The 22907-nt window shown below is 66.9% G+C and carries 19 protein-coding genes, 1 tRNA gene and 1 pseudogene; 11 read left to right on the top strand and 10 right to left on the bottom strand.

All coding sequences use genetic code 11. The features are described 5' to 3' along the window. The 3 genes and pseudogenes from TSH20_RS22965 to mdh form a co-directional block, all read right to left on the bottom strand. Positions 1 to 343: pseudogene (locus TSH20_RS22965) on the bottom strand (succinate--CoA ligase subunit alpha); the annotation flags it as partial. Between the two features lies 1 nt (position 344). Continuing rightward, positions 345 to 1541 (bottom strand): ADP-forming succinate--CoA ligase subunit beta, encoded by a 1197-nt coding sequence (sucC, locus tag TSH20_RS22970; protein WP_109492988.1) that lies wholly within the window; start codon positions 1539 to 1541, stop codon positions 345 to 347. A 132-nt stretch (positions 1542 to 1673) separates the two neighbouring features. After that, positions 1674 to 2642: a malate dehydrogenase gene (gene mdh / locus TSH20_RS22975; protein ID WP_042699729.1), complete on the bottom strand. Its 969-nt coding sequence runs from the start codon at positions 2640 to 2642 to the stop codon at positions 1674 to 1676. Positions 2643 to 2912: 270 nt separating this feature from the next. On the opposite strand from mdh, the gene TSH20_RS22980 reads away from it, so the two are divergent. After that, complete coding sequence (locus tag TSH20_RS22980) at positions 2913 to 3410, top strand: hypothetical protein (protein ID WP_109157474.1); 498 nt, start codon at positions 2913 to 2915, stop codon at positions 3408 to 3410. A 9-nt stretch (positions 3411 to 3419) separates the two neighbouring features. On the opposite strand, the gene TSH20_RS22985 is transcribed toward TSH20_RS22980, so the two are convergent. After that, positions 3420 to 4673: a DUF2336 domain-containing protein gene (locus TSH20_RS22985; RefSeq protein ID WP_247871663.1), complete on the bottom strand. Its 1254-nt coding sequence runs from the start codon at positions 4671 to 4673 to the stop codon at positions 3420 to 3422. A gap of 476 nt (positions 4674 to 5149) precedes the next feature. Beyond that, positions 5150 to 6718 carry a lysine--tRNA ligase gene (locus TSH20_RS22990; RefSeq protein WP_109157476.1) on the bottom strand — a complete coding sequence of 523 codons (1569 nt, stop codon included), beginning with the start codon at positions 6716 to 6718 and terminating at the stop codon, positions 5150 to 5152. A gap of 193 nt (positions 6719 to 6911) precedes the next feature. On the opposite strand from TSH20_RS22990, the gene TSH20_RS22995 reads away from it, so the two are divergent. From TSH20_RS22995 to TSH20_RS23005, 3 genes are read left to right on the top strand one after another with little or no spacing between them, the layout of a single operon-like run. Further along, a complete protein-coding gene (locus TSH20_RS22995; protein ID WP_109157477.1) occupies positions 6912 to 7235 on the top strand; it encodes a multidrug efflux SMR transporter in 324 nt (107 codons plus the stop codon). 51 nt (positions 7236 to 7286) lie between these two features. After that, positions 7287 to 7625, top strand: a complete 339-nt coding sequence (locus TSH20_RS23000) for a metalloregulator ArsR/SmtB family transcription factor (protein ID WP_109155091.1) — start codon at positions 7287 to 7289, stop codon at positions 7623 to 7625. Further along, complete coding sequence (locus TSH20_RS23005; protein WP_109157478.1) at positions 7622 to 8095, top strand: SRPBCC family protein; 474 nt, start codon at positions 7622 to 7624, stop codon at positions 8093 to 8095. Before TSH20_RS23000 ends, TSH20_RS23005 begins: the two co-directional genes overlap by 4 nt. Before the next feature lie 14 nt (positions 8096 to 8109). Here TSH20_RS23005 and TSH20_RS23010 read toward each other — a convergent pair whose 3' ends face one another. The 3 genes from TSH20_RS23010 to secA all read right to left on the bottom strand — a co-directional run bounded on the left by TSH20_RS23010 (position 8110) and on the right by secA (position 14386). Continuing rightward, positions 8110 to 10857, bottom strand: coding sequence for an EAL domain-containing protein (locus TSH20_RS23010; RefSeq protein ID WP_247871664.1), 2748 nt, complete (start codon positions 10855 to 10857; stop codon positions 8110 to 8112). A 124-nt stretch (positions 10858 to 10981) separates the two neighbouring features. Then, positions 10982 to 11434, bottom strand: coding sequence for a large conductance mechanosensitive channel protein MscL (gene mscL, locus TSH20_RS23015; protein ID WP_109155093.1), 453 nt, complete (start codon positions 11432 to 11434; stop codon positions 10982 to 10984). Positions 11435 to 11650: 216 nt separating this feature from the next. Continuing rightward, a complete protein-coding gene (secA, locus tag TSH20_RS23020; protein ID WP_109157479.1) occupies positions 11651 to 14386 on the bottom strand; it encodes a preprotein translocase subunit SecA in 2736 nt (911 codons plus the stop codon). 501 nt (positions 14387 to 14887) lie between these two features. Between secA and TSH20_RS23025 the strand changes: the two genes are divergently transcribed. The 5 genes from TSH20_RS23025 to TSH20_RS23045 all read left to right on the top strand — a co-directional run bounded on the left by TSH20_RS23025 (position 14888) and on the right by TSH20_RS23045 (position 20151). Next, complete coding sequence (locus TSH20_RS23025) at positions 14888 to 15868, top strand: peptidylprolyl isomerase (protein ID WP_109157480.1); 981 nt, start codon at positions 14888 to 14890, stop codon at positions 15866 to 15868. A gap of 63 nt (positions 15869 to 15931) precedes the next feature. Continuing rightward, on the top strand, positions 15932 to 17170 hold the full coding sequence (gene argJ, locus TSH20_RS23030; protein WP_109157481.1) for a bifunctional glutamate N-acetyltransferase/amino-acid acetyltransferase ArgJ: 1239 nt from the start codon (positions 15932 to 15934) through the stop codon (positions 17168 to 17170). A gap of 19 nt (positions 17171 to 17189) precedes the next feature. Next, positions 17190 to 17633 carry a (deoxy)nucleoside triphosphate pyrophosphohydrolase gene (locus tag TSH20_RS23035; RefSeq protein WP_109157482.1) on the top strand — a complete coding sequence of 148 codons (444 nt, stop codon included), beginning with the start codon at positions 17190 to 17192 and terminating at the stop codon, positions 17631 to 17633. 411 nt (positions 17634 to 18044) lie between these two features. Next, positions 18045 to 19973, top strand: a complete 1929-nt coding sequence (gene recQ, locus TSH20_RS23040; protein ID WP_109157483.1) for a DNA helicase RecQ — start codon at positions 18045 to 18047, stop codon at positions 19971 to 19973. Between the two features lie 103 nt (positions 19974 to 20076). Continuing rightward, positions 20077 to 20151, top strand: a tRNA-Thr gene (locus tag TSH20_RS23045). Between the two features lie 100 nt (positions 20152 to 20251). Here TSH20_RS23045 and TSH20_RS23050 read toward each other — a convergent pair. Both TSH20_RS23050 and TSH20_RS23055 read right to left on the bottom strand, forming a co-directional pair. Then, positions 20252 to 21268: a trypsin-like peptidase domain-containing protein gene (locus TSH20_RS23050; protein ID WP_109157484.1), complete on the bottom strand. Its 1017-nt coding sequence runs from the start codon at positions 21266 to 21268 to the stop codon at positions 20252 to 20254. Positions 21269 to 21697: 429 nt separating this feature from the next. Continuing rightward, entirely contained in the window at positions 21698 to 22039 is a 342-nt protein-coding gene (locus tag TSH20_RS23055; protein WP_109157485.1) for a hypothetical protein, read from the bottom strand. A gap of 102 nt (positions 22040 to 22141) precedes the next feature. Here TSH20_RS23055 and TSH20_RS35350 point away from each other — a divergent pair, with 102 nt between their 5' ends. Further along, entirely contained in the window at positions 22142 to 22477 is a 336-nt protein-coding gene (locus TSH20_RS35350) for a hypothetical protein (protein WP_199232137.1), read from the top strand. Positions 22478 to 22498: 21 nt separating this feature from the next. After that, a complete protein-coding gene (locus TSH20_RS34720) occupies positions 22499 to 22894 on the top strand; it encodes a LysM domain-containing protein (protein ID WP_146205469.1) in 396 nt (131 codons plus the stop codon). The last annotated feature ends 13 nt before the right edge of the window (positions 22895 to 22907 follow it).

Raw genomic sequence — 22907 nt, forward strand, 5'->3', positions numbered from 1 at the left:
AACCGTCCAGGGCGCGCTTGACGCGGACCATGTCCAGCACCGGGATGCCTTCGGTGATGCAGACCACCAGCGGGATCTCGGCGTCGATGGCTTCCAGGATCGCGTCCGCGGCGAAGGGCGGCGGCACGTAGATCACGCTGGCGTTCGCACCGGTCTTCTCGACCGCCTCGGAGACGGTGTCGAAGATCGGCAGGTCGAGGTGCTTGGCGCCGCCCTTACCCGGGGTCACGCCGCCGACCATCTTGGTGCCGTAGGCGATGGCCTGCTCGGAGTGGAAGGTGCCCTGGGCTCCGGTGAAGCCCTGGCAGATCACCTTCGTGTTCTTGTCGACGAGAACAGCCATGTTACGCGGCCTCCTTCACGGCCTTGACCACCTTTTCGGCGGCATCGGCGAGGTTGTCGGCCGAGAGGATCGGCAGGCCGGATTCGGCCAGGATCTTCTTGCCCAGATCGACGTTGGTGCCTTCCAGGCGCACCACCAGCGGAACGTGCAGGTGCACTTCGCGCGCCGCGGCGACGACGCCCTCGGCGATCACGTCGCAGCGCATGATGCCGCCGAAGATGTTGACCAGGATGCCTTCGACGTTGCTGTCGGACAGGATCAGCTTGAAGGCCGCGGTGACGCGCTCCTTCGTGGCGCCGCCGCCGACGTCGAGGAAGTTGGCCGGCTCGCCGCCATACAGCTTGATGATGTCCATGGTGGCCATGGCGAGGCCGGCGCCGTTCACCATGCAGCCGATGTTGCCGTCGAGCTTGACGTAGTTGAGGCTGTGCTTGGCCGCCTCGATCTCCGCCGGATCCTCTTCGGCCTCGTCGCGCAGCTCTTCCACGTCCTTGTGACGGAACAGCGCGTTGTCGTCGAAGTTCATCTTGGCGTCGAGCGCCAGGATGTCGCCCGAGCCGGTGACGATCAGCGGGTTGATCTCGACGATGGCGCAGTCCAGATCCACGAACGCCTTGTAGGCGGCCTGGATGAACTTGGCGGCGGCCGAAACCTGCTTGCCTTCCAGGCCCAGCGCGAACGCCACCTTGCGGGTGTGGTAGCCCTGGATGCCGGTGGCCGGGTCGATGGCGACCTTGATGATCTTCTCCGGCGTGTTATGGGCGACCTCTTCGATCTCCATACCGCCTTCGGTCGAGGCCATGATCGTCACGCGGCCGGTGGCGCGGTCGATCAGCATGCCGAGGTACAGCTCGCGCTTGATGTCGGCGCCTTCCTCGATGTAGAGGCGCTTGACCTCGCGGCCTTCCGCGCCGGTCTGCTTGGTCACGAGAACGTGGTTCAGCATCTCGGCGGCGTTCTTGCCGACTTCCTCGATCGACTTGACGACGCGGACGCCGCCCTTGCCCTCGGGGTTGTCCTTGAAGCGGCCGGCGCCGCGGCCACCGGCGTGGATCTGGGACTTCACCACCCAGACCGGACCGCCGAGTTCACGGGCGACCGTCTCGGCCTCCTGCGGGGTGTAGGCAACGCCGCCGCGGGGAACCGCGACGCCGTACTTCTTCAGCAGGCTTTTCGCCTGGTACTCATGGATGTTCATCGGGCGTCCATCTGTTTTTTGGTTCGGCTGACGAGAACGGGTCGACTGAAGGACAAGACGGGCGCACCACCGGCGCCGTCCCGGACCCGGAAATTGGGCCGGGACGGCGCCGGAGACCGCGCACTCCGTTCTTTAGGAAGCGGCCTTCTCGGCGTCCAGCTTCTTGACGACGTCGACCAGGGTCTTTACCGCGTCGACGGAGTTCTGGAACATCGCCTTCTCTTCGTCGTTCAGCTCGATCTCGATGATCTTCTCGACGCCGCCGGCGCCGATGATCGTCGGGACGCCGACGTAGAGGTCGTCCTGGCCATACTGGCCGCTCAGGTGGGCGGCGACCGGCAGGACGCGCTTCTGGTCCTTCAGGTAGGACTCGGCCATCTGGATGGCGGAAGCGGCCGGGGCGTAGAAGGCGGAGCCGGTCTTCAGCAGCTTGACGATCTCGGCGCCGCCGTCACGGGTGCGCTGAACGATGGCGTCCAGCTTCTCCTGCGTGGTCCAGCCCATCTTGACCAGATCGGGCAGCGGGATGCCGGCGACGGTGGAGTAGCGCACCAGCGGGACCATCGTGTCGCCGTGGCCGCCCAGCACGAAGGCGGTGACGTCCTCGACCGAGACGTTGAACTCTTCGGCCAGGAAGTAGCGGAAGCGGGCCGAGTCGAGCACGCCGGCCATGCCGACCACGCGCTCCGGCGGCAGGCCGGACGCCTGCTGCAGCACCCACACCATCACGTCGAGCGGGTTGGTGATGACGATGACGAAGGCGTTCGGGGCATACTTGCCGATGGCCTCGCCGACGGTCTTGCAGACGCCGCTGTTGATGCCGATCAGGTCGTCGCGGCTCATGCCCGGCTTGCGCGGGATGCCGGCGGTGACGATCACGACGTCGGCACCCTCGATGACCGAATAGTCGTTGCCGCCGGTCAGGCTGGCGTTGAAGCCCTCGACCGGGGAGGTTTCGGCGAGATCCAGCGCCTTGCCGGCCGGCATGCCTTCGGCGATGTCGAACAGGACGACGTCGCCCAGTTCCTTCTGAGCAGCGAGCAGAGCCAGCGTGCCGCCGATCTGGCCGGCACCGACGAGCGCAATCTTCTTGCGAGCCATGGAGCGTTCCCTAAAACGTTTGAGCGTCCCCCATTCAGCGGGAGACTAGAACCGTTGGTCATTCTAACGTCTTAGGGATCCAGCGCCCCGAGATTTCGGAAGCGTAGGTAGCGCGTTTTGTCGCGGAGGGCAAGCCTGACCGCTAGCGAGGCATTGCAGCTTTGCGTCGCACCCCCGATGATCCTTTCCAACGCCTGGACCGTTCGGCTTTATACGTATGGTTCGCGTCCGGTCCTTACCTTGTTCGAAGATGGTCGAAGGAGAGCGCAGATGGCCAAGCTCGTGGCCCGTATCATTCCCGGTCTGACCATGTCGCTGGCGCTTGCCGCCGGCATCGCCGGTGCCTCAACGGCCCAGGCCCAGACGGTCGGCGACTATACCGCCGCCATCACCGCCGCCCCGATCACCGACGCGGTGGCCGAGGGCAGCATCGCCTATTGCCGGCCGCTGACCAACTACGTCTACACCTCGATCCCCGCCGACCAGCGGGCGAACTGGGTGCTGCCGCTGGTGACGCTGGACGGCTCGCAGTCGGCGGAACTGGCCGCCAAGCGCGAAGCCTGCCTGAAGGTGCGCCAGCTGCCGCTGATCGCCTTCGACGCCGGCACCGGCGAGCAGATCGTCACCCCGGCCGAGGCGATGGAAAGCCCGACCGACCGCGGCCCCTATTACAAGGAGGTTTCGCCCGACACCCCGGTGCCGCACACCGGCCGCGCCACGCCGCGCCAGCCGATGCCGCGCGGGGGCACGCAGCAGCAGCCTTACTGATCGGTTCCCTTACGGCCCGATGCCGTAGCGTTCCAGGTGTCGGGCCATCTCGGCGGAGGACAGCGGGAAGCCGCTGCCCTGCCGGGCGTTCAGCATGGCGCGCGGGTGGATGCCGGCCGCGCGGGCCTGGATCTGCATGGCGCAGCGCATCGACAGGCCGGCGCGCCAAACCAGCGCGGTGACCGCCTGCGGGTCGTGGGCGTCCAGGATCAGGTCCACCACCTCCGGCGCCACGCGGGCGCGCAAGGTCAGCGCAGCCCGCACGAATCCGGCCTCGTTCCACGACATCGCGTCGCCCAGCGCCGTCTCGTCCAGCTTGCCCAGCCGGTGCAGGCGGACGGCGCGGCGTTCCGGCGACTCGGCCGAGTCGGGGGCTTCGGCCCAGTCGATGCGGCGGCGGGTGGTGGCTGCGATCTCCGCCACCGTGGCGTCGTCGAAATCGGGACGCCGCCTCAGAGTCTCCACCACCGCCAGGTCGACGAAATCGGCCAGCCGCAGCGCCAGCCGGCGGGGCAGGGCGGGACGGCGGGCCAGCTTTTCCCGCCAGTCCGGATGGTGGGCCGACCGCTCCACCAGCGATTCCAGCGTCGGTTCGGCGATCACCGCCCCGCTGTTGTCGAGCAGGATCCCGGTGGCCTCGGCATGGCCGCTGCCGGCGATGGCGTTGGACAGGGCGGCGCCGATGCTGTGGCGCCGGGCGATGGCCGACAATGCCCAGCCGGCAGGGGCGGCGGCGACGATGTCCAGCAGATCCTCGTCGCTAAGCGCCGCGCAGCAGCGCAGAACCGGCTCCGCCACCGTCCGTTCGACGTCGCGCGCCAGCGTCGCCACCACCGAGGGCGGGGCGCAGGCGATGTCCTTGATCGCCGTCGCCAGCGCCTCGCGCACCCGGACGATGTGGTCGCGGGCCAGCTGTTCCAGCGCACGGACGGCGACGGTGCTGACGGTGTCGGCCCCGCCCGGCGGCAGGTCGGGCAGCAGCCGGCACAGCTTGCGGGCGAGGGTGGAGCGCACGTCGGCATCGCCCATCCCGGCCAGCCGCGATTCGACCAGCGCGTCGCCGACCTGACGGGCGACGCCGCGGCCGGGCGCAGAGGGGCGCGCAGCGGGCGATGCAGGGGGCGGTGCAGAGGGCGCTGCCTGGAGCGGTTCCGGCTCCGGTGACCCGGCGAACAAATAGTCCATCAGTTCGGGCGCGACGCCGCAGTCCGCCTCCGGCAGGAGTCGGGGAGAGGGGCGGGAGGGGGAGCGCCGGGCTGTCACCGGACCTGAAGCCTTGTGGTTGTGCCGCCGCTCAACGAAGCGGGGACGGCTGTGAGAGCATCGCCACCATCGAAGCGCCTGTCCGGTTAACGGCTCCCTAATATGGACCGGCGGTTGCCTCCGGGCTTAGACCAAAAAAAAGGCCGCAGCCCATGCGGGCGCGGCCTTTAGTCTAGGGAGGAAACGCACTGCAAAATGCAGTAACGAGGCGGAGTTTAAGCCTGCAGCCGTGTTAGCGGTACCACCCTTTTCGAATTGGTGCGGTGCGATACCCGCATAGCGTGGTATGGAATATCGTTGGGTTTGCCCATTCGGTGGGCGGAAAGGCAGTTTTCCGCACTCTTTTCGGGCATATAGTCATTAGTAAGGCAGGCGAACGATCGATTGCGAAAATAGTTGCGTTCGGATCGGTTCGGAAACGAAAAAAGGAGGCGCCTTTCGACGCCTCCCTTCGGTTAGATGGAAACCAGCGGGCGTCAGGCCGCCAGCTTCTCGCGGATCAGCGCCTTGGTCTCGTCGATGCCGTAGAGCTGGATAAAGGAGCCCATGCGCGGGCCGGTGGTCTGGCCCAGCAGCACCTCGTACAGCGCCTGGAACCACGCCCGCAGTTCGGTGAAGCCGTGGGTCTTGCCGACCTCGAACACCTCGTTCTGGATGGTGTCGGCGCGGGCGTCGGCCGGCAGGCTGTCCAGCTTGGCCAGCAGGTCCTGCAGGGCGGCGCGCTCGGCGTCGGTGGGGGCGCGGAACCGCTTGGTCGGCTTCACCTGATCCTGATAGTAGCGCACGGCATAGCCGACCATGCTGTCCAGGAAGGGGCTGTTCTCCGGCGTGGCGTCGGGCGCATAGCGGCGGATGAAGCCCCACATGGTGTCCTTGGTCTCGGCGTTGGCGGCGCCGGCCAGGTTGAGCAGCAGGTTGAAGGACACATCGGAGCGCACCGCCGGCGGCTTGCCGTTGTGGATGTGCCAGGCCGGGTTCTCCAGCTTCTTCGCCGGCTCCTCGCCATGCACCTTGTCGACGAAGGTCAGATATTCGTCGACGGCGCGCGGGATGACGTCGAAATACAGGCGCTTGGCCGACTTCGGCTTCTGGAACATGTAGAGGGCGAGGCTCTCCTGCGGCGCATAGGCCAGCCACTCCTCCATCGTCAGGCCGTTGCCCTTCGACTTGGAGATCTTCTGGCCCTTGTCGTCGAGGAACAGCTCGTAATTGAAGCCTTCCGGCGGGGTGCCGCCGAGGATCTTGCAGATCTTGCCGGCGAGATCGGCCGACGGGATCAGGTCCTTGCCGTACATCTCGTAATTGACGCCGAGGCCGAACCAGCGCATGCCCCAGTCGGGCTTCCACTGCAGCTTCACATGGCCGCCGGTGACCGGAAGCTCCACCTTCTTGCCGTCCTCGTCCTCGAAGACGATGGTGCCGGCATCGACGTTGCGCTCCAGCATCGGCACCTGCAGGACCCGGCCGGTGGAGGGGGAGACCGGCAGGAAGGGGCTGTAGGTCGCCTGACGCTCGGCGCCGAGGGTGGGCAGCATCACCGCCATCACCTCGTCGTAATGACGCAGGATGCCGAGCAGAGCCTCGTCGAAGCGGCCGGACTTGTACCAGTCGGTGGAGGACTGGAACTCGTACTCGAAGCCGAAGCTGTCGAGGAAGGCGCGCAGCCGGGCGTTGTTGTGGGCGCCGAAGCTGTCATGGGTGCCGAAGGGATCGGGCACCTGGGTCAGAGGCTTGCCGAGATTGGCCGCCACCATCTCCTTGTTGGGGATGTTGTCGGGGACCTTGCGCAGGCCGTCCATGTCGTCCGAGAAGCAGAACAGCCTGGTCGGAATGTCGCTCATGGTCTGGAAGGCGTGGCGCACCATGCTGGTGCGCGCCACCTCGCCGAAGGTGCCGAGATGCGGCAGGCCCGACGGACCATAGCCGGTCTCGAACAGGACATAGCCTTTGGCGGGCGGCGCTTTCGCGAAGCGCGCGACCAGTTTGCGCGCCTCCTCGAACGGCCATGCCTTCGCCTGCAACGCCAGATCCCGTTCGCCGGTCATCGTCGGACCCTTTCGAAACCACATAGATAAAGTTGGGAATGAGGGCAAAGACCCTAGGGCCGGCCGGGCGTGGCGTCAACCGTGGGTATCTGGAGTGGGATGTGCCGGGGGCCCTCTTGCGGCGCCCCTTCGCCCGGTCCATCCTGCGGCCCCGCGGGATCGGCCTTGCGGGAGTTGGCGGAGTGGCGAGGCGATGAGCTGGCTGTATCTGGTGGTGGCGATCCTGTTCGAGGTGGTCGGCACGTCCGCGATGAAGATGTCGGACGGCATGACGCGGCTCGGCCCGGCGGCGGCGGTGGTTGTGTGCTACGGCGTCGCCTTCGTGCTGCTGGCCAAGGCGCTGCGCAGCATGGAGGTCGGCATCGCCTATGCCATCTGGTCGGCGGCGGGAACCGCGGCCATCGCCGCCATCGGCGTGTTCGTCTTCGGCGAGTCGGTGACGGTGATGAAGGTGGTCGGCATCGCCCTGATCGTCGCCGGGGTCATCAGCCTGCATCTGGCGAACGGCGCAGCCTGACCGCGATGGTTAGGCATTGACCTAAGTATTTTCTTCCGCTAGGGTGCCGTCATGGATGCAGCACTCGACAGGACGTTCCGTGCGCTGGCGGACCCCACGCGCCGGGCGGTGATCCAGGCGCTGGGGCGCGGACCGGCGTCGGTCGGCGACCTTGCGAAACCCTTCGGCATGGCTCTGCCCAGTTTTCTCCAGCACCTGAAGATGCTGGAGGACAGCGGGCTGGTCGAAACGCGCAAAGAGGGGCGGGTGCGCACCTGTACGCTGAAGCCGGAGGCGCTGGCGGCCGCGGAAAGCTGGCTGGAAGCCCAGCGGAGCCTGTGGACAAAGCGGCTCGATCAACTGGACAGCCTGGTGCTGGACCTGAACAAACGGGAGGAAGGGACACCATGACCGATGTGGTTTTCAACCCGCAGCTCGACCTTGAACTGAAGCGTGAGGTCGCGGTGCCGCCGGGCCTCGTCTGGCGGGCCTGGACCGAGCCGGAGTTGCTGATGAAGTGGTTCACGCCGGCACCCTGGCGTACCACCGCCTGCGAGATCGACCTGCGGCCCGGCGGCAAGTTCCGCACGGTGATGGAAGGGCCGAACGGCGAGAGGAACGACAGCACCGGATGCTTCCTGGCCGTGGAGCCCGAGCGGCGGCTGGTCTTCACCGATGCGCTGGGTCCGGGCTTCCGCCCCACCGGCGGCGGCTTCATGACCGCGTCCGTGACCATCGAGCCGTCGGCCGGCGGCACGCTCTATACCGCCGTCGCCATCCACAAGGACGAAGCGGCGAAGACGCAGCATGAGGAGATGGGCTTCCATCACGGCTGGAGCGCCGCGCTCGACCAGCTCGTCGCCCTGGTGAAGGGCATGTAAGGAAAGGGGTGGCCTTAAGCCCCGACCTTGAACGGATTCACCTGCCGGGCGGCGCGTTCGACCGCCTCGGCGGGGCCGGGGCGGCCCAGGTAATAGCCCTGGGCGACGTCGCAGCGCAGGGTGCGCAGGGCCTCCAGCGTTTCGGCATCCTCCACGCCTTCCGCCACGGCGGTCAGGTTCAGGCTGTGGGCCATCTGGATGACGGCGGCGGTGATCTTGGCGCTGTCGTGGTTGCTGGTGAGATCGGCGACGAAGCTGCGGTCGATCTTCAGCTTGTCCACCGCCAGACGGCCGATGTAGGACAGGTTGGAATAGCCGGTGCCAAAATCGTCGATCGACACCTGCACGCCCATTGCCTTGATGCGGCGCAGATTGTCCATCACCAGGTCGGTGTTCTGGATCAGCATCGATTCGGTCAGCTCCAGCTCCAGCAGCAGCGGGTCGAGCCCGCTGTCGGTCAGGGCCCGCGTCACCGTGGCGACGAGGTCGTTGCGCTGAAGCTGCAAAGCCGACAGGTTGACCGCCACCGACAGCGACAGGCCGCGGGCATGCCATGCCGCCGCCTGCCGGCAGGCCTCCGTCAGGACCCAGGCGCCGATGGGCACGATCAGGCCGCTGTCCTCGGCGATCGGGATGAAGTCGCCGGGCGGGACCATGCCCTTGTCCGGGTGGTTCCAGCGCAGGAGCGCCTCCGCACCCGTGACGGCGCCGCTCTCCAGGCTGACCTGCGGCTGGTAATGGATCAGGAACTCCCCACGGTCGAGCGCGCGGCGCAGGCCGCTGCGGGTGGACAGGTGGGCCACCGCCTCGGCATTCATCGCCTCGGCATAGAAGCGGTGGGTGTCGCGGCCGGCCGCCTTGGCGTGGTGGAGCGCGGTGTCGGCGTTCTTCAGCAGGGTGGCGAAGTCCTTGCCGTCGGCCGGGGCCAGCGCCACGCCCGACGACAGGGTGACGGTCAGCTCGTGCCCGCCGACCTGGAAGGGCTCGGCCATCGCCTCGTGCAGGGAGGCGACCGTCTCCACCACCGAATCGATGTCGGACTGTCCGGACAGCAGCAGGATGAACTCGTCGCCGCCGCCGCGGCTGACGGTGTCGGTGTCGCGCACCGCCGCCTTCAGCCGCTCCGCCACCGCGCGCAGCAGGGCGTCGCCGACGGCGTGACCGAGGCTGTCGTTCACCGTCTTGAAGCGGTCGAGGCCGCAGGCGACCAGCGCCACCAGCCGGCCGTTGCGCTCCGACCGGGCCAGCGCCTGTTCGGTGCGGTCCTGCACCAGGACGCGGTTGGGCAGCAGGGTCAGCGCGTCGTGGCGCGACAGATATTCCATCCGTTCCTGCGCCGCCTTGCGTTCGGTGATGTCGCGGACCAGGACGAGCAGCCGGCGGTCGTTGCCGTCGATGACGGCGCGCCGCAGGCTGACCTCCACCCAGAACAGCGATCCGTCGAGCCGGCGGGCATGCCATTCGAACAGCTGCGGTTCGCCGTCCGCCGCCTTGCGGATGCAGGCCGCCGCGTCTTCCCGCGTGTAGGGCGGCACGCCGGAACTGAGCATTCCGACATTGATGTCCGACAGCGGGGTGTCGCCCACCCGGTACATCTCCTTCATCCGGCGGTTGCCCTCCAGGATGGCGCCGCTGTCCAGGTCATGGATGAGGATGGCGTCGGTGACGCTGTCGAAGATGGTGCGGACCCGCTCCTCGCTGGCGGTCAGGGCCGCCACCGCGGTGCGCAGGCTTTGCGTCTTGCTTTCAACCTGCCGGCGCAGCAGCAGCACCCACACCAGCGCGCCGAAGCCCAGCACCGCCAGTCCGCTCAGCAGCTTGAGCAGCAGGTCCATCATCTGGGGGCTGACGATGCCGGTGAGGCTGCGGCCGAGCCAGCGCTCCTCGATCGCCTTGCGCTCCTGCGGGGTGATGCGGGCGAAGCCGTCGGCGATCAAACGGTAGAGCGTGACATTGCCCTTGCGCACCGCCCAGTGCAGTTCGCCGGTATAGAGCGGGTCGGTGTAGCGGAAGCGTCCCTGCACGCCGCGCTTGGTCATGTAATAGCGGGCGGACGGGTCGTCCATGCAGAAGACCCGGGTTTCCTGCCGCGCCGCGGCCTCCACCATCGCTTCGAAACCGGGGTAGCGCTGGAAGGCGGTGATGCCCTGGTCGGTCAGCCATTCGGCGCAAAAATCGCCGTCCTTCACCCCGACCGTGAAGGCGCGCAGCGACTCCACTCCGGTAATGCCGCTGAGGTCGGCGCTGAACCAGATCGGCACGTCGACGCGGGCATAGGGCTTCGAGAAATCATAGAGCACGTCGCGCGCGCTGTTGCGGAAGATCGTCTCGATGACGTCGGCGGCCCCGGTGTCGATGGTCTGGCGGGCGAGGCTCCAGTCGGTGGGCATCATCTGGACCGGGATTCCGGTCTTCTGCGACCACAGCGCCCACAGATCCTTCACGATGCCGACATGGACGCCGTCGGGGGTGCGGAAGCTGTAGGGCGGGTAATTGTCGTCCAGCGTCACCCGGATTTCCGCCGGGCGCGGACCTGCGTCCGGAGTTGCCGCCGCCGGTGCCGGCGTGTTGATCGCCGCCGCAGGGTCGCCAGCCAGAAGGAACAGAAGAAGGATGCCAAGCAACCGCACAGCAGCCATGCAGGCTGTGGAGCGGATCATGGTGGCGCCCCGGCAGGGACGGTCGGCGCACAGCGCTTGGCGGACATGGACATGGCCCTTGCCGAGGTCATGGACAGCGCAGGCGGGCGAGGCCTTCGCCATCTCACCGCCATCGCCAGCTTATCAGACAGGGTAACCCGTTCGACGCGCTGCGGCAACGAGGGGTTCTCCCAACCCTGTGACAAGCTCCCGCAGTGAGGGAAAGTGGCTCAGGACCGCCGGGCGATCAGGGGGTGTGGTCGGCGGGCGGCCGGGTGCCGGGTTCACTTTTGGCTTGGGCGCGCAGGGCGTCGCGGATTTCCTCCAGCAGCAGCTCCTGCCGCGGCGGGGTCTTCGGCGCTTCCTTGTGCAGGACATGCAGGCGGTTGACCTGCCGGACGATCATGAACAGGGCGCCCGACACGATCAGGAAATTGATGCAGCTGTTGATGAAGCGGCCGTAATTGACGGTGGCCGCCCCCGCCTTCTCGGCGGCCTGCAGAGAGTCGTAATGGCCGCCCGACAGGCTGATGAAATAGTTCGAAAAATCGATGCCGCCCATGATCCAGCCGATCGGCGGCATCAGGATGTCCTTGACCAGGGAATTGACGATCCCGGTGAAGGCGGCACCGATGATGATGCCGACGGCCAGCTCGACGACATTGCCGCGGCTGATGAATTTCTTGAATTCTTCGAACATGGCGTCCCGTTTTTCCGTGGTCACGGATGGGAAACGGGGTGGGGAGGGGTTGGTTTCATGGGAGCTTTGTGGGAGTTAGACCCCCACCCTAACCCTCCCCCGCTGGGCGGGGGAGGGGATAGCTCCCTCCCTTGCGAAGCGGGGGAGGGAAGGGGCCCGCGGCGAAGCCGTGGGAAGGGTGGGGGCAATGCGCAGGCACCCCCACCGATCAACCCCTTACGCCATGCGGCCGTGGCAGTGCTTGAACTTCTTGCCCGACCCGCAGGGACAGGCGGCGTTGCGGGGGGTGTTTTCCATCACCTCGGCCGGCAGGGGCTGGTCTTCCGGCGTGCCGGCGAGCGACGAGGCGCGGACCATGCCGTCGGGCAAGGCTTCGCCTTCACCCGCCCCCATGCCCGCCATCGCCAGCGCCGGGTCCATGCGGCCCTCGTGCATCTCCTGCATCTGGCGGGCGAACAGTTCCTCCTGCGACGGCGCCATGCGGATTTCGACATGCATCAGGATGGTGGTGACCTGCTCGCGCAGGGCCATCAGCATCGAGTCGAACAGCTCGAACGCCTCGCGCTTGTACTCGTTCAGCGGGTCCTTCTGGGCATAGGCGCGCAGGTTGATGCCCTGGCGCAGGTGGTCGAGCTGGAGGAGGTGGTCCTTCCATTCCTGGTCCAGGATCTGGAGCAGGATGCTCTTTTCCACATGCCGCATCGTCTCGGCGCCGTAGGCCTCCTCCTTGTCCGCATATTTGCGGTCGGCGGCCTCGCGCACGCGCTCCTCGATCTCCGGCTCGGCGATGCCCTCTTCCTTGGCCCACTCGTGCACCGGCAGGTCCATGCCCAGCACGCGGTTGACCGCCTCGTGCAGGCCGTCGATGTCCCACTGCTCGGAGTAGCTGTTGGCCGGGATGGCGGCCGACACCATGTTGGCGATGATCTGGTGGCGCATCTCGCGGATTTCCTCCGCGATGTCCTCGCTCTCCATCACCTCGTGGCGCTGTTCATAGACGACCTTGCGCTGGTCGTTCATGACGTTGTCGAACTTCAGCAGGTTCTTGCGGACCTCGAAGTGATGCGCCTCGACCTTCTGCTGCGCCTTTTCCAGCGCCTTGTTGATCCAGGGATGGATGATCGCCTCGCCCTCCTTCAGGCCAAGACGCTGGAGCATGCTGTCCATCCGCTCCGACCCGAAGATGCGCATCAGGTCGTCTTCCAACGACAGGAAGAACTTCGAGGTACCGGGGTCGCCCTGACGGCCGGAACGGCCGCGCAGCTGGTTGTCGATGCGGCGGCTTTCGTGCCGCTCGGTGCCGACGACGTAGAGGCCGCCGGCCTGCTTCACCGTCTCGCGCGCCTCGGCGATCTCGGCCTCGATCTGCTTGATGCGGGCCTCGCGCTCCGGGCCTTCCGGGACGTCGGCCAGTTCGACCTCGATCCGCATCTGGAGATTGCCGCCGAGCTGGATGTCGGTGCCACGGCCGGCCATGTTGGTGGCGACGGTCACCGCGCCGGCGCGGCCGGCCTGGGCCACGATATAGGCTTCCTGCTCGTGATGGCGGGCGTTCAGGACGTTGTGCGGGATGCCGCGCTTGGTCAGCAGCTCCGCCAGCAGTTCCGACTTCTCGATCGAGGTGGTGCCGACGAGAACCGGCTGGCCGCGCTTGCGGGCATCCTCGATCAGGTCGATCATCGCATGGTATTTCTCGGTCGCGGTGCGATAGACCTCGTCGTCGTGGTCGATGCGCTTGACCGGGACGTTGGTCGGGATGTCGACGACCTCAAGCCCGTAGATCTCGCCGAACTCCGCCGCTTCGGTCAGCGCGGTGCCGGTCATGCCGGCCAGTTTCGGGTAGATGCGGAAGTAGTTCTGGAAGGTGATGGAGGCCAGCGTCTGGTTCTCTCGCTGGATCGTCACCTTCTCCTTGGCTTCCAGCGCCTGGTGCAGGCCTTCGGAGAAGCGGCGGCCTTCCATCATGCGGCCGGTGAATTCGTCGATGATGACGACCTTGTCGTCCTTGACGATGTAATCCTTGTCGCGCTGGAACAGCATGTGGGCGCGCAGCGCCTGCTGCGAATGGTGGACCAGCGCCACGTTCTGGATGTCGTAGAGGCCGCCGGTCTTCAGCAGCCCGGCCTCGGCCAGAAGCTGTTCCATGTGCTCCTGGCCGGCTTCGGTGAAGCTGACGGAGCGGTGCTTCTCGTCCTTCTCGTAATCCTCGGGCACCAGCATCGGGATCAGCCGGTCGACCTGGACATACATCTCCGACGAATCGGTGGAGGGGCCGGAGATGATGAGCGGGGTGCGCGCCTCGTCGATCAGGATCGAGTCGACCTCGTCGACGATGGCGTAGTTGAAGGGCCGCTGGACCAGTTCCTCCAGCCGGAACTTCATGTTGTCGCGCAGATAGTCGAAGCCGAACTCGTTGTTCGTGCCGTAGGTGATGTCGGCGGCGTAGGCGGCGCGGCGCTCGTCGTCGTCCAGCCCATGGACGATGCAGCCGGTGGTCAGGCCGAGGAAGCCGTAGACCCGCGCCATCCAGCCGCTGTCGCGCGAGGCGAGATAGTCGTTCACGGTGACGACGTGGACGCCCTTGCCTTCCAGCGCGTTCAGGTAGACGGCCAGCGTGGCGACCAGCGTCTTGCCTTCACCGGTGCGCATCTCGGCGATCTTGCCGCTGTGCAGCACCATGCCGCCCATCAGCTGCACGTCGAAATGGCGCTGGCCCAGCACGCGCTTGGCCGCCTCGCGCACGGTGGCGAAGGCGTCGGGCAGGATGTCGTCCAGCGTCTCGCCCTTGGCCAGCCGCTCGCGCAGCCAGTCGGTGCGACCCTTCAGCTGGTCGTCCGACAGCGCGGCGACCGACGGCTCCAGCGCGTTGATCTGAGCCACGGTCTTGTGCAGCGCCTTGACCGCGCGCGTGTTGGCGGTGCCGAAAATCTTGCGGGCGAGAGCGCCGAACATGAAAACCTCGGGAGTAAAGCGGAATGTGGGCCAGCCTATCGACGGGTCTCACATAGGACTATGGCAAGGCCCTGTCAACGAGACCGGGCCGGTGGGGCGCCGGTTGCGGCATTTGCGCGGCCGGTTCGGGCGGGGGATGGTCAGGGGATGGGCAGGCGAAGGGTGGGGAAGCGGACGGGGCGGGTGCATGGACCATCCATGACCGCCGCCGCCCTGTGCGGGCATGACCGATTCATGAATTCGCGTCCAGAAAGCGCCGCGGCGGTTGGCTGGCGCCGGCCGGGGCTGGTATCCCCTGGCGGGGCACACAGCTATAGGGCGATTGCCGGGCCATGGGGCGACGGGGACCCTTGCCCCGCGCGGCGTAGCCATGCTTAATCCCCTGCGGAATCGGGCGCGGAGCGGCGGATGGCTCCGATGCCGCAGACCATGCGAAACGGGCGCCGGTCCATCGGCCGCCCATTTGTTGCGAAGCATCCGCCGGAAGGAAACAGACACGCCATGGTTCAACGAGTGTTCCGCACCGCGCTCCTGTCGGTTGCCGCCTGCGGCATCGCGCTGGCCGCCCACGCCCAGACGCCTGCCCCGCAGACGCCGGCGCCCGCCACTCCCGCTCCGGCCGCTTCGGCGCCGGCCGCCGCTCCGGCTGCTTCCACCCCGGCCGATCCGGTGGTCGCCCGCGTCAATGGCGAGGAGCTGCACAAGTCGGACGTCACCCGCATGGTCTCGCAGCTGCCGCCCCAGGTGCAGCAGATGCCGATCGAGATGATCTATCCGGCGGTGATCGACCAGCTGATCAGCGGCAAGCTGGTCTCCTCGGCCGGCTACAAGGCCGGCCTGGCCGATTCGGCCGAGGTGAAGGACGAGATCAAGCGCGCCGAGGAGCGCGCGGTGCAGCGCGCCTACATCCAGAAGGAAATCAAGGCCCGCGTCACGCCCGAGGCGCTGAACAAGGCCTATCAGGATTACCTGAAGGAGAACCCGGCGCAGGAGGAGGTCAAGGCCGCCCACATCCTGGTCGAGAAGGAAGACGAGGCCAAGGCCATCATCGCCCAGCTGAAGAAGGGCGCCGATTTCGCCAAGCTGGCCAAGGAGAAGTCCAAGGACGCCGCCGCCGCGGCCCAGGGCGGCGACCTCGGCTACTTCACCAAGGACGCGATGGTCGAGCCCTTCGCCAACGCCGCCTTCGCGATGAAGCCGGGCGAGGTCAGCAAGGAGCCGGTCAAGACCCAGTTCGGCTGGCACATCATCAAGGTCGAGGACAAGCGCACCCAGCCGCAGCCGACGCTTGAGGAAGTGAAGCCGCAGCTGGAGCAGGCGCTGTCGAAGGACATCGTCACCGCCCTGGTCGAAGAGCTGCGCGGCAAGGCGAAGGTCGAGACCTTCCAGATCGATGGTTCGCCGATGCCGAAGGAAGAGCCGGCCGCCGCTCCGGCGACCCCGGCCGCGCCCGCCACTCCGGCGGAGCCGGCGAAGAAGTAAGGGAACGGGGGGCGTATTGCCCCCACCACCACACCACCACTCCCCACCACGGGAATCCCCTCCATGGCCACGACCCTCTCCCCCTTGGCTCCCGCCAGCTTCCCGACGCTGCCGCCCATCGCGGGCGTGCGCATCGCCACGGCGAACAGCGGCATCCGATACAAGGGCCGCGACGATCTGCTGCTGGCCGTGCTGGATCCCGGCACCAGCGTGGCGGGCGTGCTGACCCGGTCGCTGACCTGCTCGGCGCCGGTGATCTGGTGCCGCGACAGCCTGCCCAAGGGCTCGGCTCGCGCCGTGGTGGTGAATGCCGGCAACGCCAACGCCTTCACCGGCAAGGCGGGCGACGCCACCGTGCAGGCTACCGTCACCGCCGCCGCCGATCTGGCCGGCTGCGCCCCCGACGAGGTCTATATCGCCTCGACCGGGGTGATCGGCATCCCGCTGGCCGCCGACGCCATCGGCAAGTGTCTGGCGCCGATGGCACCGAACCTCAAAGCCGATTCGGCCGCGTGGGAGAAGGCCGCCCGCGCAATCATGACCACCGACACCTTCCCGAAGGGTTCGGTGCGCACCGCCAAGATCGGCGGGACGACGGTGACCATCGCCGGCTTCGCCAAGGGCTCCGGCATGATCGCGCCGGACATGGCGACGATGCTGGGCTTCGTCTTCACCGACGCCGCCATCGCCGCCTCCGCGCTGCAGGACATGCTGTCGGAATTCACCGAGCGCACCTTCAACGCCGTCACGGTCGACGGCGACACCTCGACCAGCGACACGCTGCTGCTGTTCGCGACGGGCAAGGCCGGCAACACCCCGGTGACGAGCGCCGATACCGCCGAGCTGGCGGAGTTCCGCGCCGCGCTGGAGGATCTGCTGCTCGATCTGGCGCTGCAGGTGGTGCGTGACGGCGAGGGGGCGACCAAGTTCATCGCCATCACCGTGCGCGGCGCCGACAGCGACGCCGCCGCCAAGCGGATCGGCATGACGGTGGCGAACTCGCCGCTGGTCAAGACCGCGGTGGCCGGCGAGGACGCCAACTGGGGCCGCATCGTCGCCGCCATCGGCCGCGCCGGCGAGCGCGCCGACCGCGACCTGATCAAGATCACCGTCGGCGGCACCCTGATCTGCGCCGACGGGATGGAAGTCCCCGGTTACGACGAGACGCCGGTCGCCAACCACATGAAGGGCAAGGAGATCGACATCGACATCGACCTCGGCCTGGGCAAGGGCACGGCGAAGGTGTGGACCTGCGACCTGACGCACGGCTACATCGACATCAACGGCAGCTATCGGAGCTGACCGCCACCGGAGTTGAGTGATGACCGCCTGTTTCGATCCCAGCTCCACCCCCGCACCCGGCTCGCTGCCGGTGCTGCTGGTCGTCGCGGTGGCGCTCGTCGATGCCGACGGGCGCGTGCTGCTGGCCCAGCGCCCGCCCGGCAAGTCGCTGGCGGGGCTGTGGGAATTCCCCGGCGGCAAGGTGCATGCCGACGAAACGCCGGAAGCCGCACTGGTGCGCGAGCTGAAGGAGGAGCTGGGCATCGACACGGCGGCAAGCTGCCTCGCGCCCTTCACCTTCGCCTCGCACAGCTATGAGAGCTTCCACCTGCTGATGCCGCTCTATGTCTGCCGGGTGTGGGAGGGCGACGTGATGCCGCAGGAGGGGCAGAGACTCGCCTGGGTCTACCCGAACCGGATGGGCGATTATCCGATGCCGCCGGCCGACGTGCCGCTGGTGGCGATGCTGCGGGATTTGCTGTAGCGGCCAATACCGCGCGTTGAAAATCGGGTCGTGCGGCTGTATATTTTTCGGAGGTGGCCGGCAGGTGTTCCCGCACCCGCCGGCACGCTCCCGATGCTTAGCGGTGGATCAAGCGGATTTCGATCCGCCATCTCCGCCACTGGAGCACCAGGAAGAACGGCATCTTCTTCATGCCACCTTCCTCCTTCTGAAACGGCGGATGGACCACCCATCCGCCGTTTTCAGTTTACACGCGGACGATGAGCGGGCGCCACTGTTTCACACCAATGTGTGGTGGTGCCCGGGCGGGTCCGACCTTTGTTCCCGGGCGTGTCCCTTTGCGGCTTTGCCGCGGGGGCGATCTGTGCCACATGATGGGGCGTTGAGACGACAAGCCGGATCTCCGGCACCACTTTCCTGAACCGCATCGGCGTGGATTCGTTGTTTTCCTACAGCAACCCGGGTGCGTCGGACGATGCCCTCGGTCAACGGCCGGCCACGGCGCTCGACGCGCTGCGGACGGTGTTCGGCTACGACTCCTTCCGCGGCCAGCAGGCCGACATCATCGACCATGTGGTGCGCGGCGGCGACGCGCTGGTGCTGATGCCGACCGGCGGCGGCAAGTCGCTGTGCTACCAGATCCCGGCGCTCGTGCGCGACGGCGTGACGGTGGTGGTCTCGCCGCTGATCGCCCTGATGCGCGATCAGGTGACGGCGCTGCGGGAGCTTGGCGTGCGCGCCGCCTTCCTCAACTCCTCCCTCGGCCCGGCCGAGGCGCGGGAGGTAGAGCGGGCGATGGTGCAGGGCGAGATCGACCTCGTCTATGTCGCGCCGGAACGGCTGGTGACGCCGCGCTTCCTCGATCTGCTTGACCGCACCCGGCTGGCGCTGTTCGCGCTGGACGAGGCGCATTGCGTGTCGCAGTGGGGGCATGACTTCCGCCCCGAATATCTGCAGCTATCGATCCTGCACGAACGCCACCCGATGGTGCCGCGCATCGCGCTGACCGCCACCGCCGACGTGCAGACCCGCGCCGAGATCAAGGACAAGCTGGGGCTGACCGACGCCCGCGTCTTCCTGTCCAGCTTCGACCGGCCCAACATCACCTACCGCGTGGTGCCGAAGAAGAGCGAGCGCCAGCAGATGCTGGCCTTCCTGCGCGAGAACCACCCGGAAGACGCCGGCATCATCTATTGCATGTCTCGCAACAAGGTGGAGGATGTCGCCGCCTGGCTGAACAGCCAAGGCCGCGAGGCTCTGCCCTACCATGCCGGGCTGCCGGCCGAGGTGCGCGAGGCCAACCAGGACCGCTTCATCAAGAGCGAGGGTCTGGTGATGGTCGCCACCGTCGCCTTCGGCATGGGCATCGACAAGCCGAACGTCCGCTTCGTCTGCCACCTCGACCCGCCCAAGAGCCTGGAAGCCTATTATCAGGAGACCGGCCGCGCCGGCCGCGACGGCCTGCCCGCCAACGCCTGGATGGCCTACGGCATGGCCGACGTGGTGATGCTGCGCCAGATGCTGGAACAGTCGGAGGCCGGCGACAGCCACCGCCGGGTGGAGCGCGGCAAGCTGGAGGCCCTGCTGGGCTTCTGCGAGACATCGGACTGCCGCCGTCAGGTGCTGCTGAACTATTTCAACGAGACGCTGCCGGAGCCCTGCGGCAACTGCGACACCTGCCTGGATCCGGTCGAGACCTGGGACGGCACCATCGCCGCGCAGAAGGCGCTGTCGGCGGTCTACCGCACCGGGCAGCGCTATGGCGCCGGTCACCTGATCGACGTGCTGGTCGGCAATGCCACCGAGAAGGTGGTGCAGCAGCAGCATGACCAGTTGAAGACCTTCGCCGTCGGCAAGGATTTGACCAAGGTCGAATGGCAGTCGGTCTACCGCCAGCTGGTGGCGACCGGGCTGCTGACCGTCGATCTGGAGGGCTATGGCGGCTTCCGCCTGACCGATGCCGGGGTTGCCGTCATCAAGGGTCAACGGGTGGTGAAGCTGCGCAAGGACCCGGTGCTGGAGCGCCGCCGTGGCGTCCACGACGCCCTGCGCCGCCACACCGCGCGGGGCGGGTCCATCGGCGGCGGATCGAGCGGGGAGGGCGTGTCGCGCTCCGGCGCCCGCGGTGCGCTGTCGGCGGCCGACGACGCGCTGTGGCATGCGCTGAAGGACTGCCGGACGGCGCTGGCCAAGGCGCAGAGCGTGCCGCCCTATGTGATCTTCCACGACAGCACGCTGTTGGAGATGGTGGCCCAGCGTCCCCGCGACCATGCCGCTTTCGCCCATCTGCCGGGGGTGGGCGGCCGCAAGCTGGAACGCTACGCCGACGCCTTCCTGGAGGTGATCCGGCAGCATGGATGAGGCGTTCGGGTGCATGGCAGGCTTGAGGAGGAGCGGTCGATTTTTCCGAAATTCACCGCTTGCATCCAGCGGAGCACATCGCTATGTTCCGCGCCACAACGACGCCGCAGTAGCTCAGGGGTAGAGCAACTGATTCGTAATCAGTAGGTCCGGGGTTCAAATCCCTGTTGCGGCACCAGTTTCTTCAAGGGCTCGGCAAGCAATTGCCGGGCCCTTGATCGTTTCTGGTCTTGGATCCCCAAGGGGGTTGCTGACGGTGGCGTCGCCCGGTGCCGCCGCTATGGAGAGAAGACCACCGGCGTGATCCGTACGGCCATGTCGAGGGCAACTCCGGAGCGGAGGATTCTCAGGACCGCGATGGTGCCTACGGTGGCGTCGTGGACGAGGGATTGCAATTCCTCCGGCGAGGAGACCATGCGGCCATTGGCCTCGATGATGGCGTCTCCCGGCATTGCTCCGGCGCGGGCGGCGGGGGAACCGGGGACGACCTGCTGGACCACAAGGGCGCTGCCGCCGGGCACCACATAGAGCCCCAGTCCCGGACGGGCCGATCCGCGCTGCACGGTTCCGGATTCCGCAGGGAACCGCGAGCCGAAATCGGGTGCCGCAACGACGGCGGTGTCGGCGCGCAACATCCGCGCGACCGCCGCATCGGCGATTTCCATCGGGATGGCAAAGCCCAGTGTCGAGCCGCCGGGTGCGGTTTGCACCGCCGCCGTGTTGATGCCGACGACCTCCCCGCGGCAGCTCAGCAATGGACCGCCGGAATTGCCGGGACGCAACGGCACCGTCGTCTCCACCATCCCCATCATGTGACGATCCGGTGCCGTGATGACCTCGCGGCCGAAGCCGTTGACGATGCCGGTGCTGACGGTGGTCCCTTGACCGAACGGGTTGCCGATCGCCAGCACGGAGTCGCCCGGCTGCAGGCTGCCGGCCGGCGCACGCCGTGCTGCCGGAGGAAGGGGACCATCGACGGACAACAGCGCCAGATCCTGGTCGGGCGCACGGGCCGCGATCCGGGCGGCGCGGTGCTCGCCGTCGGCCAGGGTGACGATGTGCAGGTCTCCGACCGTGGCGACATGGTCATTGGTGACGATGTGGCCATCGCTGTCCCAGATGAAGCCCGTCCCGAACGCGGGCTGGCCGCTTGAGGTCCGGATGGTGATCTTCACCGTCGATGCTGTGCTGGTCGGCAGCAGCTGGATGCCGGCCGGGCCGCATCCGGCGAAAACCGGTTCGAGCGTCAGTATGGAAAGGGCGATGGCCATCGCCAGTGCAGCAAGTCTTTGCATAGCGAGTACCTCCTTGGAAGCAGCCAAACAAAAACGATGCCAACTGGAGCCAGTGGCCGGAAAAAGAGAAAGCCTAGCGATACTGGTTGGATGTTGTTTTGTCCGATAACATCATAGTCCTTAGGCAATGCAGCCGGGCGGCAGGTTTTGCCGGGTGTCGGGACAAATATTCCCAGTCATTCCTAATTGGCCCGGTAGGCATTTTCTGCAAGGCACAGGGATTGAAGCGATCGGAGTAAAGCCGTTGAGGACAAGTGGCAGGCAGCGGAAGCGATGAAATTACCTCTAATTTTATGTGTCTGCCCTGTAATCAAAATGATGATTTTAGATTGTCCGAAAGCCGTTCCCGAAAACCAGATATCGTGGAATAGTGCCTCTCATAAGTGGTCGCCCAAAAGGGGCAACCAATGATGAACGGCTAATAAGGAATTAACCAATGCGTATGCCAATCATTGTTGCCCTTTTCGTTTCCGCCGGCTTGGCCGGTTGTACGACCACGAACGGTTCGACCGTTGCCGGCGTCGCGGTTACTGCAACTCCGGTGGTTGCCACTCCGGTTATGGCCACCCCAGTCATGGCCACTCCAGTCATGGCTTCCCCGGTTGTGGCCAGCCCGGTCATGACCGCTCCGGTCATGGCGTCCCCGGTCGTGTCGACCCCTGTGATGGCGACCCCTGTGATGGCGTCCCCGGTCGTCTCCACCCCCGTCATGGCCACTCCGGTGGTTTCCGCACCCGTCATGGCGGCCCCGGTTATGGCAACCTCCGTCATCTCCACTCCTGTGATGGCCGCTCCCGTGATGGCCGCTCCGGTCGCCGGTTCGCCGGTCTACTACGTCCGTTGACCACCCGGCGCTGCAGATAGGAGGCTGAGATGATGAAGGCACTCGCTTGTGCAACGTTGCTGGTGGCCGGTATGGCCGGCGCGGCTCAGGCTCAAGTCGTCTACTATGCGACCCCGGTGGTTGCGGCCGCGCCCGTGGTCACAGTTCCCGTGATGGCGACCACGGTCGTTGCGCCGACCGCCATGATCGCCTCTCCCGTCGTTGCGGCTCCGGTGGTGAGCGCGCCCGTTGTCGCCTCTCCGGTGGTCGCCTCCCCGGTGGTTGCTGCCCCGGTGATGGCGGCGCCGGTCGTTGCCACGCCGGTTGTCGCGATGCCGACCTACATGGTTCCGACCTATGCCGCGCCGGTATACCGGGTCCGCTAGGCTGGGTAAGGGAGGCATGTGATGCGCTTGTCCATATGGTCCGCTGCGGCATTGTCCGTCGTCGCTGCCGCTTCGTCCGCCCAGGCGCAGGTCGCCTATTACGGCACCCCCGTCGTTACGGGAACGGTCGTACCGACGGCCGCGGTGACGGTTGGAACGGTGATGGCAACTCCGGTGGTCGCCGCACCGGTGATGGCGGTCGCTCCTGTGATGGCCGCTCCGGTGGTCGCTGCGCCGGTTGCCTATGCGGCCGGACCGGAGGTGCGCGGCTTCTATCAGGTGAAGCGGGGCGGACGGCTTGAAACGGTTGCCCGGAAGGTCGGTGTTTCGCTGGCCGATCTGGTCCGGCTGAACCCGTCGCTCGATCCGCAGGAACGGCTGGCGTCCGGCACCCTGGTCGCCCTGCCGGTGCCGTAAGGGCGGAGCTTCG

Source organism: Azospirillum sp. TSH20 (genome assembly GCF_003115935.1).
Classification (GTDB): domain Bacteria; phylum Pseudomonadota; class Alphaproteobacteria; order Azospirillales; family Azospirillaceae; genus Azospirillum.